The organism is Massilia sp. BHUDP2, from assembly GCF_046236355.1.
Lineage (GTDB): Bacteria > Pseudomonadota > Gammaproteobacteria > Burkholderiales > Burkholderiaceae_D > Telluria > Telluria varians.
In genome coordinates this window covers 728232-741488 of the sequence record NZ_JBJUVW010000001.1, presented here as the reverse complement: position 1 = coordinate 741488, position 13257 = coordinate 728232, and the positions used below count along the sequence as shown (strand labels likewise).

The 13257-nt window shown below is 66.1% G+C and carries 8 protein-coding genes; 5 read left to right on the top strand and 3 right to left on the bottom strand.

Annotated elements, in window-relative coordinates; genetic code table 11:
* From ACK6C6_RS03215 to ACK6C6_RS03205, 3 genes are read left to right on the top strand one after another with little or no spacing between them, the layout of a single operon-like run.
* Positions 1-1473, top strand: coding sequence for a carotenoid oxygenase family protein (locus ACK6C6_RS03215; protein ID WP_409265874.1), 1473 nt, complete (start codon positions 1-3; stop codon positions 1471-1473).
* Positions 1470-2624, top strand: coding sequence for a sensor histidine kinase (locus tag ACK6C6_RS03210; RefSeq protein ID WP_409265873.1), 1155 nt, complete (start codon positions 1470-1472; stop codon positions 2622-2624). Before ACK6C6_RS03215 ends, ACK6C6_RS03210 begins: the two co-directional genes overlap by 4 nt.
* On the top strand, positions 2600-3367 hold the full coding sequence (locus ACK6C6_RS03205; protein WP_036214535.1) for a LytTR family DNA-binding domain-containing protein: 768 nt from the start codon (positions 2600-2602) through the stop codon (positions 3365-3367). The genes ACK6C6_RS03210 and ACK6C6_RS03205 overlap by 25 nt, the downstream gene beginning before the upstream one ends.
* Before the next feature lie 165 nt (positions 3368-3532).
* Here ACK6C6_RS03205 and lpdA read toward each other — a convergent pair whose 3' ends face one another.
* From lpdA to aceE, 3 genes are all read right to left on the bottom strand, one after another.
* Entirely contained in the window at positions 3533-5380 is a 1848-nt protein-coding gene (lpdA, locus tag ACK6C6_RS03200; RefSeq protein ID WP_409265872.1) for a dihydrolipoyl dehydrogenase, read from the bottom strand.
* A gap of 10 nt (positions 5381-5390) precedes the next feature.
* Positions 5391-7040 carry a dihydrolipoyllysine-residue acetyltransferase gene (aceF, locus tag ACK6C6_RS03195; RefSeq protein WP_409265871.1) on the bottom strand — a complete coding sequence of 550 codons (1650 nt, stop codon included), beginning with the start codon at positions 7038-7040 and terminating at the stop codon, positions 5391-5393.
* 78 nt (positions 7041-7118) lie between these two features.
* On the bottom strand, positions 7119-9830 hold the full coding sequence (gene aceE, locus ACK6C6_RS03190; RefSeq protein WP_409265870.1) for a pyruvate dehydrogenase (acetyl-transferring), homodimeric type: 2712 nt from the start codon (positions 9828-9830) through the stop codon (positions 7119-7121).
* Between the two features lie 370 nt (positions 9831-10200).
* Here aceE and folD point away from each other — a divergent pair, with 370 nt between their 5' ends.
* Positions 10201-11109: a bifunctional methylenetetrahydrofolate dehydrogenase/methenyltetrahydrofolate cyclohydrolase FolD gene (folD, locus tag ACK6C6_RS03185; protein ID WP_409265869.1), complete on the top strand. Its 909-nt coding sequence runs from the start codon at positions 10201-10203 to the stop codon at positions 11107-11109.
* 18 nt (positions 11110-11127) lie between these two features.
* Positions 11128-13233: a M3 family metallopeptidase gene (locus ACK6C6_RS03180; RefSeq protein ID WP_409265868.1), complete on the top strand. Its 2106-nt coding sequence runs from the start codon at positions 11128-11130 to the stop codon at positions 13231-13233.
* Positions 13234-13257 lie beyond the last annotated feature (24 nt).

Below are 13257 nucleotides of genomic sequence, written 5' to 3'. Positions count from 1 at the left end.
ATGGACCGCCGCCGTTTTATCGAAGCCGGGCTGGGCCTTGGTGCGCTCGCGCTGGCCGGCCAGGTGCGCGCCGACCAGGAAACCCGGCGCCGCTTCCACGCCGCCCTGGCACGCGACCCGGCACTGGCCGTCTACGCGGACACCGTCGGCAGCCAGGCCGGCGACGCGACGCTCAGCGGACGCCTTCCCGCCGACCTGCAGGGCAGCTTCTACCGCAACGGCCCTGGCCGCTTCGAACTGGGCGGCGAGCGCTACCACCACTGGTTCGACGGCGACGGTTTCGTCCAGCGCTGGACCATTGCCGGCGGCAAGGTCCGGCACCAGGGCCGCTTCGTCGAGACGCGGCGCTACCTGGACGAGACCCGGGCCGGGCAATTCCTCTACCCATCCTTCGGCACCTGGGTGGCGCGCCGCGGATTTCGCGACAACGACAGCCTGAATGCGGCCAATACCAACCTGCTGCCCTTCAACGGCCGCGTGTATGCGCTCTGGGAAGGCGGCTCGGCCATCGAAGTCGATCCGGAGACGCTGGCAACCCGCGGCATCCAGACCTGGCGCGAGGACCTGCGCGCCATGCCCTTCTCGGCCCATCCGAAGTGCGATCCGCAGGGTGGGATGTGGAATTTCGGCGCCCTGCCCGGCTCCGGCCGGATCGCGCTCTACCAGATCGGCGCCGATGGCCAGGTCCTGCGCAGCGCGCTGATCGACGTGCCCGGGCAGGCCATGGTGCACGACTTCGCCGTCAGCGCCCGCCACCTCGTCTTCCTGGTCCCGCCCTACGACCTCAAGCCCGGCAAGGACATGAGTTTCGCCGAACGTCACGCCTGGGCCGGGAGCGGACCGTCCGCGCGTCCGCTGCGCGCCGTAGTGGTGGCCAAGGACAGCCTCACGGTACGCCAGGTGTTCGAACTGCCGCCGCGCATGGTGTTCCACTTCGGGAATGCCTGGGAGGACGGCGCCTGCACCCGCTTCGACGCGGTGCTGCACGAAGGCGACGTGCTGGGCGAACTCGGCGACCTGATGGCCGGCGCACGCCAGACCCGCTCGCGGAGCGAAGCGGTGCAGATCTGCCTCGATCATGCGTCGGGCCAGGCCCGCATCAGCCGCCTGTTCGGCGCCAGCGAATTTCCGCGCGTGGCGCCGCAGTCGGTCGGAAGCCGCCATCGCAAGCTGGTGCTGCTGGGTGGCGACGCGCTGCTGGATTCGGTGAACCTGGTCGATACCGACAGCGGCAAGGTGGACGCCTACCGCTTCGGCGCCGGCTGGCAGGTCGAGGAACACGTGCTGGTGCCGCGCCGCAATGCGCGCTCCGAGACCGACGGCTACCTGGTCGGCGTGGCCCAGGACCTCCGCCGGGGCGCGGGGGTGTTGTGCGTGTTCGATGCGGCTCGGGTGAGCGCCGGGCCGCTGGCCCTGGCCCGGCTTCCCTATCGCACACCACACTGCTTTCATGGTAATTTCTTATCAGCATGATAATCGCCGACAAAACCACACCGCGCATTCGCAGCCATCCGCTGGAACTCATTCCCCTGTTTCGGCGCTGGCCCTCGTCTCCAGCCCGCAATATCGCCTATACGGCGATCTGGAGCAGCCTGATCGGCCTGGGCCTGACCGTGACGCAGGAAATGTTCGGCCGCTCGGACATGTCGTTCGGACGCATGCTGTTCTACACGACCGTGATCAGCAACCTGATCGGCTTCCTGGTCCACGGCGCCCTGCATTTCATCGAGCGCCATGTGCCGCGCGAGAAGGCCGTTCTGTTCCGCAGCGTGCAATTGCTGGCGGTCGGCATGGCCTGCGTGGCCGGCATTCCTGTGGGTAACGCCCTGCTGCAAGGCAGGAACCCGTTGTTCTTTTTCCAGGGCGGGAAGGTCATGACCGTCCTGCTCGCCTTCGGCATGCTGACCGCGGTGTTGATCGTACTGGTACTGGCAGCGGGCGAACGCCGCATGCGGCGCGAAGCGGACGCGGCGCGCCAGCAGGAGCAGATCGCGGCCGCCGGTAGGCTGGTGGCCGAGGCGCGCCTGCGCGCGCTGCAGGCCCAGATCGAGCCGCACTTCCTGTACAACACGCTGGCCAATGTCGTCGGCCTGATCGACAGCCAGCCGGCCAAGGCGCGCCGCATGCTGGAGCGCTTCATCGACTACCTGCGCGCCAGCCTGTCGGCCAGCCGCGCCGAGCATGCGACCCTGCAGGGTGAACTCGAGCTGGCGCGCGCCTATCTCGACGTGCTCGGCGTGCGCCTGGAAGGCCGGCTGCGCTGGCGCTTCGAGATCGCCCCCGGCATCGATCGGCTGCTGATCGCCCCAATGCTGCTGCAGCCGCTGGTCGAGAACGCGGTCATGCACGGCATCGAGCCCAAGCTGGAAGGCGGCGACATCGTGCTGCGCGCCCACCCGGACGGCGGCCTGCTGTGCATCGACGTGTGCGACACCGGCCTCGGGCTGCGCATGCTGCCTCCCCGCCCCGGCGGTGGCGTCGGCCTGTCCAACCTGCGCGAGCGCCTGCACCAGCTGTACGGCCCCGCGGCCAGCCTGCGGCTCATCGAAAACCCCGCCGGCGGCGTCAGCGCGCGCCTGCAGCTTCCCCTCCTGGAACCATGCACGACCATCCCCACGCCCTGATCGCGGACGACGAGCCGCACCTGCTCGACTACCTGGAATCGCAGCTGGCCGCCGCCTGGCCCGAACTGCGCGTCACGCGCGCGGCCAATGGGGTGCAGGCCCTGGCGCTGATCGACGAGCTGGCGCCGCACGTGGTCTTCCTCGACATCCAGATGCCCGGCCTGAACGGCATCGAGCTGGCGGCGCGCCTGTGCACCGGCAGCAAGCCGCCGCATGTGGTGTTCACCACGGCCTACGATCACTACACCCTGCAAGCCTTCGAGCATGCGGCGTTTGACTACCTGCTCAAGCCGATCGGGCTGGAACGCCTGTCGCGCACGGTGGCGCGGCTGAAGGCTGCGCTGGCCACGCCCGCCCCGGCACCTGCGGCCGACGCCCTGCAGGCCCTGCTGCGCCAGCTGGGCGTGGCGGCGCCGGCCCCGCTGCAATGGATCCGCGCGGCCAAGGGCCAGGAGACGCGCTTGATCGCCATCGACGAAGTGATCTACTTCCAGAGCAACGACAAGTACACCAGCGTGTATCTGGCGGATGGCGAAAGCCTGATCCGCACGCCGCTGAGCAAGCTGAAGGAACAGCTCGACCCGCAGCAGTTCTGGCAGATCCACCGCGGCGTGATCGTCGCGGCGCGCCACGTGGCCGGCACCCGGACCGACTTCCGCGGGCGCTTGCACGTGCGGCTCAAGGGGCGCGACGAGCAGCTGGTGGTGAGCCGAAATTACGTGGACCTGTTCAGGCAGATGTAACCCCGAGGGTCAGGTCTGACATTTGGACACGGGCTCAGCCTTGACATGCGGGTTTGCCGCATTCGTGCTGTTGAGGCCGTGTCCGTTTGTCAGACCTGACCCCGCTGGGAGGGCAAAAAAAAAGCGGAACCGCGAGGTTCCGCTTTTCATGCATGCCGGGGCAGATTACTTCTTGCGTGCCGGCGGCAGGTCGGTGCAGACGCCCTTGTAGGCTTCCGCCGCCATGCCGATCGATTCGCCCAGGGTCGGGTGCGGGTGGATGGTCTTGCCGATATCCACGCCGTCCGCGCCCATCTCGATGGCCAGCGCCACTTCGCCGATCATGTCGCCGGCATTGGTGCCGACGATGGTGCCGCCGATGATGCGCTTGGTTTCCTTGTCGAACAGCAGCTTGGTGAAGCCCTCGTCGCGGCCGTTGGCGACCGCGCGGCCGCTGGCGTTCCACGGGAAGTGGCCCTTTTCGACGGCGATGCCTTTCTGCTTGGCTTCGTCCTCGGTCAGGCCGACCCATGCGACTTCCGGATCGGTGTAGGCCACCGACGGGATCACCTTGGCATCGAAATAGGCCTTCTCGCCGTGCGCCGCTTCGGCCGCCACGTGCGCTTCGTGCACCGCCTTGTGCGCCAGCATCGGCTGGCCCACCAGGTCGCCGATGGCGAAGATGTGCGGCACGTTGGTGCGCATCTGGCCGTCCACGCCGATGAAGCCGCGGTCGGTCACCGCCACGCCGGCCTTCTCGGCGGCGATCTTCTTGCCGTTCGGGCTGCGGCCGACGGCCACCAGCACCAGGTCGTACAGCTGCGGCTCAGGCGCGGTGGCGCCGGCTTCCGCCGCTTCGAACGAGACCTTGATCCCGTCCGGCAGCGCTTCCACGCCGACGGTCTTGGTCTTCAACATGATGTTGTCGAAGCGGTGCGCGTTGTACTTCTGCCAGACCTTGACGGCCTCGCGGTCGGCGCCCTGCATCAGGCCATCCATCATCTCGACCACGTCGATGCGCGCACCCAGGGTCGAGTACACGGTCGCCATTTCCAGGCCGATGATGCCGCCGCCGATGACCAGCATGCGCTTCGGCACCTGGCGCAGTTCCAGCGCGCCGGTCGAGTCGACGATGCGCGGATCTTCCGGCACGAAGGGCAGCTTCACCACCGAGGAACCGGCGGCGATGATCGCCTTGGCGAACTTGACGACGCGCTTAGAGCCGTCGGCTGCCGTGACCTCGATGTGGTTGGGGCTGAGGAACTGGCCCACGCCCTGCACCACGTTGACCTTGCGCGCCTTGGCCATGAAGTTCAGGCCGCCGGTCATCTTCTTGATCACGCCATCCTTGTAGGCGCGCAGCTTGTCGATGTCGACGTCGGGCTTGGCGAAGCTCACGCCCAGGTCGGCCATGTGCGCGGTCTCGTCCATGATGTGCGCCACGTGCAGCAGCGCCTTGGACGGGATGCAGCCCACGTTCAGGCAGACGCCGCCCAGGGTCGCGTACTTCTCGACCAGCACGGTGTTCATGCCCAGGTCGGCCGCGCGGAAGGCGGCCGAGTAGCCGCCAGGGCCGGCGCCCAGCACCATCATCTCGCATTCGATGTCGACCGGGCCGCTGTAGCTGGCCGCGCCCGGCGCTGGGGCGGCGCTTGGCGTGGCCGCCGGTGCCGGATGGGCCGGTGCGTACGAATCGGTCGGGGCCGTGGCCGCGGTCGGGGCGGCAGCCTGCGCGCCGATCTGGGCGGCAGGCTTGTCGCTGGCTGCGGGTGCTGCAGGTGCAGCTGCGCCCGCGCCGGATTCCTCGACCATCAGCAGCAGCGAACCTTCGTTCACCTTGTCGCCGACCTTCACCTTGACTTCCTTGACCACGCCGGCGTTCGTCGACGGGATCTCCATGCTGGCCTTGTCCGACTCGACGGTCACCAGGGACTGGTCGACCTTGATGGTGTCGCCCGGCTTGACCAGCAGTTCGATGATCTCGACGTCCTTGAAGTCGCCGATGTTCGGTACTTTTACCTCAACAGTGCTCATTCGGCGCTCCTTACAGAAGGGTCTTGCGCAGGTCGGCCAGCACGTCCGCCAGGTAGGCGGCGAAGCGCGCGGCGCCGGCGCCGTCGATCACGCGGTGGTCGTAGGACAGCGACAGCGGCAGCATCAGGCGCGGCTGGAAGGTGGAACCGTCCCACACCGGCTTCATCGCCGACTTCGACAGGCCCAGGATCGCCACTTCCGGCGCATTGATGATCGGCGTGAAGGCCGTGCCACCGATGCCGCCCAGCGACGAGATGGTAAAGGTCGCGCCCTGCATCGCGCTCGGGCTCAGCTTGCCGTCGCGTGCCTGCGCCGACAGCTCGCCCATTTCGACGGCGATCTGCGAGATGGTCTTCTTGTCGGCATCCTTCACGACCGGGACCACCAGGCCGTTCGGGGTGTCGGCCGCGAAGCCGATGTTGTAGTACTGCTTGACGATCAGGCTGGCGCCGTCTTCCGACAGCGACGAATTAAATTGCGGGAACTTCTTCAGTGCCGCAACCGAGGCCTTGATCACGAAGGCCAGCATGGTCAGCTTGACGGTCGACTTCTGCTTGGCCAGCGCGGCGTTCGAATCGACGCGGAACTGCTCCAGGTCGGTGACGTCGGCGTCCTCGAAGTGGGTCACGTGCGGGATCATGACCCAGTTGCGGTGCAGGTTCGGGCCGGAGATCTTCTTGATGCGCGGCAGGGCCACGGTTTCGGTCGGACCGAACTTCGAGAAGTCCAGCGACGGCCAGGCCAGCACTTCCATGCCGCCGCCCGAACCACCCTTCGACGGTGCTGCGGCGGTCGGGCCGGCAGCCATCACGCCCTTGACGAAGTTCTGCACGTCCTGCTGGGTGATGCGGCCTTTCGGGCCGGTGCCCGGCACGCGCGCCAGGTCCACGCCCAGTTCGCGGGCGAACTTGCGGATCGACGGCGAGGCGTGGGCCTTGGAGCCGGTCACGCCCTGTGCCGGGGCGGCTGCGGCAGGCGCCGGAGCAGCGGCTGCAGGAGCAGGCGCAGCGGCGGCGGCCGGCGCTGCGGCTGGCGCCGGGGCAGCGGCTGCAGGTGCGGCAGCCGGCGCGCCGCCGGTGGCTTCGACCAGCAGCACCAGCGAACCCTTGGCGACCTTGTCGCCGACCTTGACCTTGAGTTCCTTCACTAGGCCGGCGTGGCTGGACGGGATCTCCATGCTCGCCTTGTCCGATTCGACCGTGATCAGGGACTGGTCGACCTTGATCTGGTCGCCCGGCTTGACCATCAGCTCGATGACTTCGACTTCCTTGAAGTCGCCGATGTCCGGCACGGTGACTTCGACGATACCGCCCGCTGCGGCAGGGGCGGCGGCCGGCGCCGGTGCGGCTTCGGCGGCCGGTGCGGCGGCGGCAGGCGCCGGCGCGGCAGCTTCAGCCGCAGGCGCGGCGCCGGCGCCGGCGCCGGCTTCTTCCAGCAGCAGCACCAGCGAACCTTCGGCAACCTTGTCGCCGACCTTGACTTTGATTTCCTTCACGACGCCGGCGTGGCTCGACGGGATTTCCATGCTGGCCTTGTCCGACTCGACGGTGACCAGCGACTGGTCGACCTTGATGGTGTCGCCCGGCTTGACCATCAGCTCGATGACTTCCACTTCCTTGAAGTCGCCGATATCGGGGACTTTGACTTCCACAATGCTCATAGTGTTAGCTCCAAATTATTCTTTGAGTTAGCGCCTGAACCGCCGCCCCGCATGCGCAAGGACGGCGGCTTCGAGCATTTACTGGGTCACAGGATTCGGCTTGTTCTGATCGATGCCGTACTTCTGGATCGCCTGGCTCACGACCGCGCGGTCGATCTTGCCTTCGTCGGCCAGTGCGCGCAGCGATGCCACGGTGATGTAGTAACGGTTCACCTCGAAGAACTCGCGCAGCTTGACGCGCGAATCCGAGCGGCCGAAGCCGTCGGTGCCCAGCACCTTGTAGGTGCGGTCCTTCGGCATGAAGCCGCGGATCTGCTCGGCGAACAGGCGCATGTAGTCGGTGGTCGCGACGATCGGGCCGGCGGTGTTCTGCATCAGCGAGGTCACGTAGGGCACGCGCTGCTCGGCGTCCGGGTTCACCATGTTCCAGCGCTCGCAATCCTGGCCGTCGCGGGCCAGCAGCGTCAGCGACGGGGCCGACCAGACGTCCGCATCGACGCCCCAGTCGTTCTTCAGCAGCTCGCTTGCTGCGATCGACTCGCGCAGGATGGTGCCGCAACCGATCAGCTGGACGCGCTTCGCGCTGTCCTTGCTGCCTTCGATCGCAGCGCCTTCCTGCAGCAGGTACATGCCCTTCAGGATGCCTTCTTCCTGGCCCGGCTTCAGGCCCGGGTGGGCATAGTTCTCGTTCATGATGGTGATGTAATAGAACACATCTTCCTGCTCCTGCACCATGCGGCGCAGGCCGTCCTGGATGATCACCGCCACTTCATGGCCGAAGGTCGGGTCGTAAGGGATGCAGTTCGGGACCGTGGCCGCGATGATGTGGCTGTGGCCGTCCTCGTGCTGCAGGCCTTCGCCGTTCAGCGTGGTGCGGCCGGCGGTGCCGCCCATCAGGAAGCCGCGCGCACGGATGTCGCCGGCCAGCCAGACCAGGTCGCCCACGCGCTGCATGCCGAACATCGAGTAGAAGGTGTAGAACGGGATCATGGTGCGGTTGTTCGACGAGTACGAGGTCGCCGCGGCGATCCACGAGCTCATGCCGCCCGCTTCGTTGATACCTTCCTGCAGGATCTGGCCAGCCTTGTCTTCACGGTAGTACATCACCTGGTCGCGGTCGACCGGCTCGTACAGCTGGCCCTGCTGGTTGAAGATGCCGATCTGGCGGAACAGGCCTTCCATGCCGAAGGTACGCGATTCGTCGACCAGGATCGGCACGATGCGCTGGCCGATGCTCGGGTCCTTCAGCAGGCTGGTGATGACGCGCACATAGGACTGGGTGGTCGAGATCTCGCGGCCTTCCGCGGTCGGCTCGAGCACGGACTTGAAGGTCTCGAGTGCCGGCACCACCAGGTTTTCATCCGCCTTGGCGCGGCGCTGCGGCAGGTAGCCGCCCAGGGCCTTGCGGCGCTCGTGCAGGTACTGCATTTCCGGCGCGTCGTCGGACGGCTTGAAGAACGGGATCTCGGCCAGCTTGTCGTCCGGGATCGGGATGGCGAAGCGGTCGCGCATCTCGCGGATGGCGGCGTCGTCCAGCTTCTTGGTCTGGTGCGCGGTGTTGCGCGCCTCGCCCGACTTGCCCATGCCGAAGCCCTTGACGGTCTTCACCAGCAGCACGGTCGGCGAACCCTTGTTCTCCTGGGCGTTCTTGAACGCCGCGTAGATCTTGTGCGGGTCGTGGCCGCCGCGGGTCAGGCGCCAGATGTCGTCGTCGCTCATGTTGGCGACCATCTTCAGCAGCTCCGGGTGCTTGCCGAAGAAGTGCTTGCGCACGTAGGCGCCGTCCTTGGCCTTGTAGTTCTGGTATTCGCCGTCGACGGTTTCCATCATCACGCGCTGCAGGATGCCGTCCTTGTCCTTCGACAGCAGGGCGTCCCACTGCGAGCCCCAGATAACCTTGACCACGTTCCAGCCGGCGCCGCGGAAATCGGCTTCCAGTTCCTGGATGATCTTGCCGTTGCCGCGCACTGGACCGTCCAGGCGCTGCAGGTTGCAGTTGACGACCATGACCAGGTTGTCGAGGCGCTCGCGCGCCGCCATGCCGATCGCGCCCATCGATTCCGGCTCGTCCATCTCGCCGTCGCCGCAGAATACCCAGACCTTGCGGTTCTCGGTGTCGGCGATGCCGCGTGCGTGCAGGTACTTCAGGAAGCGCGCCTGATAGATCGCCATCAGGGGGCCCAGGCCCATCGACACGGTCGGGAACTGCCAGAAGTCCGGCATCAGTTTCGGGTGCGGGTAGGACGACAGGCCCTTGCCGTCGACTTCGCGACGGAAGTTCAGCAGCTGCTCTTCCGAGATGCGGCCTTCCAGGAAGGCGCGCGCATAGATGCCCGGCGAGGAGTGGCCCTGGATGTACAGCAGGTCGCCGCCGTGCTCTTCGGTCGGGGCGTGCCAGAAGTGGTTGAAGCCGATGCCCAGCATGTTCGCCAGCGAGGCGAACGAGGAGATGTGGCCGCCCAGGTCGCCGTCGGCACGGTTGGCCTTGACCACCATCGCCATCGCGTTCCAGCGCATCCACGAGCGCAGGCGCTCTTCGTATTCCAGGTTGCCCGGGCAGTTCACGTTCAGGTGGGCCGGGATGGTGTTGACGTAGGCGGTGTTGCTGGAGAACGGAATGTGGGCGCCGCGGCGGCGCGCCAGGTCCACCATGCGCTCCATCAGGTAGTGGGCGCGCTCGGTGCCTTCATGTTCGATCACCGCCTCCAGCGCATCCAGCCATTCCTGGGTTTCGATGGTGTCGGGGTCGTTGGCAGCTTGTGCCGTCAACTGGTCGAGTTGAGCTGACATTAATGCGTCTCCTAAGATTTGGCGCCCCGACCTATCCTGTGAAATGGCTGGTGGCGATTTGGTGAAATTTCAAATATCTGAAAATAAACTCTTAGATTCTACCAGTGGGTTCTGTCTTTTTCAAATTGCGATATGTGATTTCATATAGTGAAATTCCATGCTGCAAGTGCACAATTTGCCCTCTGTAGCTGCTTGTCAAGCCTATAACGAAGCACGGCGCCGATGCGCTGGATCGGCACCCCTTCTTTGGCAGATCAGCGCGAATACTCAACGATTTGAGCGCCTAAATATGACAATGCCTGGACCGGTGCGGCGCGCGATACGGATGGCGGCCTTATAATTTCATTTTTGCCTAGCCGTGAGCCTACCCATGCCTGCCCAGAACATCGACGGAGTCCTCCTTTCCCAACAACTGCGCGGCGAGATCGCCCAGCGCGCCGCCAAACTCGCCGCCGCCGGACGGCAGCCCGGCCTGGCGGTCATCCTAGTCGGCGAGGACCCGGCGAGCCACGTCTACGTGCGCAACAAGGTCAAGGCCTGCGGCGACGTCGGCTTCCACTCGGTGCTGGAAAAGTACGACGCCGACCTGAGCGAGCAGGCCCTGCTGGACCGCATCGCCGCCCTCAACGCCGACCCGAGCATCCACGGTATCCTGGTCCAGATGCCGCTGCCGAAGCACATCGACCCGAGCAAGGTCATCGAGGCGATCGCCACCAGCAAGGACGTCGACGGCTACTCGGTGCTGTCGGCCGGCGAACTGGTCGCCAACCTGCCGGGCTTCCGCCCCTGCACCCCGTACGGCTGCATGAAGCTGATCGAAACCACCGGCATCGACCTGCGCGGCAAGCATGCCGTCGTGATCGGCCGTTCGAACACCGTCGGCAAACCGATGGCCCTGCTGCTCTTGCAAGCCAACGCCACCGTCACCATCTGCCATAGCGCGACACCGGACCTGGGCATGTACACCCGCCAGGCCGACGTGGTGGTGGCCGCCGTCGGCCGCCGCAACACCTTGACCGCAGACATGGTCAAGCCGGGCGCCGTCGTGATCGACGTCGGCATGAACCGCGACGACGCCGGCAAGCTGTGCGGCGACGTGGACTATGCCGGCGTACGCGAAGTCGCTTCGCACATCACCCCGGTGCCGGGCGGCGTCGGTCCGATGACGATCACCATGCTGTTGATGAACACCGTGGAGTCCGCGGAACGCGTGCACTCCAGTAGCCAACACTGCCCCAGCCAGGCAACGGGAATGGAACCGAAGCCCGGCGTGGCCTGAACCTTTAAAAGGAAGACCATGACCATCGCTACCCGCAATCCCCTCCTCGACTTCTCGGGCCTGACCCGGTTCGACCTGGTCAAGCCGGAGCACGTGACGCCGGCCATCGAGCAACTCATCAAGGATGCGGCCGAGGTCGTGGCCAGACTGGAAGCGCCCGGCGGCAGCGTGAGCTGGGACAGCTTCGTGGTGCCGCTCGAGGAAGCCACCGAGCGCCTGGGCCGCGCCTGGGGCGTGGTCAACCACCTGAACCACGTGGCGGACACGCCCGAGCTGCGCGCCACCTACAACGAGAACCAGCCGAAGGTCATCGAGTTCTGGACCTCGGTCGGCCAGAACGAGGCGCTGTTCGCCAAGTACAAGCAGCTGCGCGCCAGCAGCGAGTACGACAGCCTGAGCCCGGCGCGCAAGCGCATCGTCGAGAACGCGCTGCGCGACTTCCGCCTGGGCGGCGCCGAACTGCCCGAGGATAAGAAGGAACGCTTCGCCGAGATCCAGGAACAGCAGTCCGCGACCTCCACCCGCTTCTCGCAGAACGTGCTGGACGCCACCAACGACTACAAGCTGCTGGTCGAGAGCGAAGAAGAACTGTCGGGCATCCCGGACGACGTCAAGGCCGCCGCACGCGCTGCGGCCGAAAAGGACGGCAAGACCGGCTGGCAGTTCAGCCTGCACTTCCCGTCCTATTACCCGGTGCTGCAGTTCTGCGACAACCGCGCCTTGCGCGAAACCATCTACCGCGCGAGCAGCACCAAGGCTTCGGATGCCGGCACCATGTTCAGCAAGGCCGCCGAGTGGGATAACACCGCCAACATCGTCAAGCTGCTGCAGCTGCGCCATGAAGAAGCCCAGCTGCTGGAGTACGCCAACTTCGCCGAGGTCTCGCTGGTGCCGAAGATGGCCGAGAGCCCGCAGCACGTGGTCGAGTTCCTCGAAGACCTGGCCAAGCGCGCCCGCCCCTTCGCCGAGAAGGACCTGGAAGAGCTGCGCGCCTTCGCGCGCGACGAGCTGGGCATCATTGATCTGCAGTCCTGGGACGTGGCCTACGCTTCGGAAAAGCTGCGCGAGCAGCGCTATGCCTTCTCCGAGAAGGAAGTGAAGGAATACTTCCCGGAGCCGAAGGTCGTGCAAGGCCTGTTCACGGTCATCCAGGAGCTGTTCAACGTGCAGATCAAGGCGGACCAGGCGCCGGTGTGGCATCCCGACGTGCGCTTCTTCCGCATCGAGCGTGACGGCCAACTGGTCGGCCAGTTCTACCTCGACCTGTATGCCCGCGAAGGCAAGAACCAGGGCGCCTGGATGGACGACGCGCGCGGCCGCCGCCTCACCACCGGCGGCATCGTGCAGACCCCGATCGCCTACCTGACCTGCAACTTCACCCCGCCGGCCGTCGTGGATGGCAAGCAGCAGCCTTCGCTGTTCACGCACGACGAAGTCATCACCCTGTTCCACGAATTCGGCCACGGCCTGCACCACATGCTGACCGAAGTCGAGGAGCTGTCGGTGTCGGGCATCTCGGGCGTGGAATGGGATGCGGTGGAGCTGCCGTCGCAGTTCATGGAAAACTTCTGCTGGGAGTGGGACAAGCTGCAGCAGATGACCGCGCACGTGAAGACCGGCGAGCCGCTGCCGCGCCAGCTGTACGACAAGATGCTGGCGGCGAAGAACTTCCAGTCCGGGATGATGACGCTGCGCCAGGTCGAGTTCTCGCTGATCGACATGCACCTGCACTACGACTTCGACCCGAAAGCCGAGCGCACCGTGCAGCACCTGATCGACGACATCCGCAAGCAGTTCGCGGTGATGATCCCGCCGTCCTTCAACCGCTTCCAGCACTCCTTCGGCCACATCTTCTCGGGCGGCTATGCGGCCGGCTACTACAGCTACAAGTGGGCCGAGGTGCTGTCCGCCGACGCTTATGCGGCCTTCGAAGAGGCGCTGGAGTCGGGCCAGCTGCAGGAAACCGGCAAGCGCTTCCAGCAAGAGATCCTGGCGGTGGGCGGTTCGCGTCCGGCGCTGGAATCCTTCCGCGCCTTCCGCGGCCGCGAGCCTTCGATCGACGCGCTGCTGCGCCATAGCGGCATGATCCAGGCCGGCACTGCGCAGGGCGGCGCGAGCGCCTGATGTTCCAAGGGGCGGCCTTGCAAG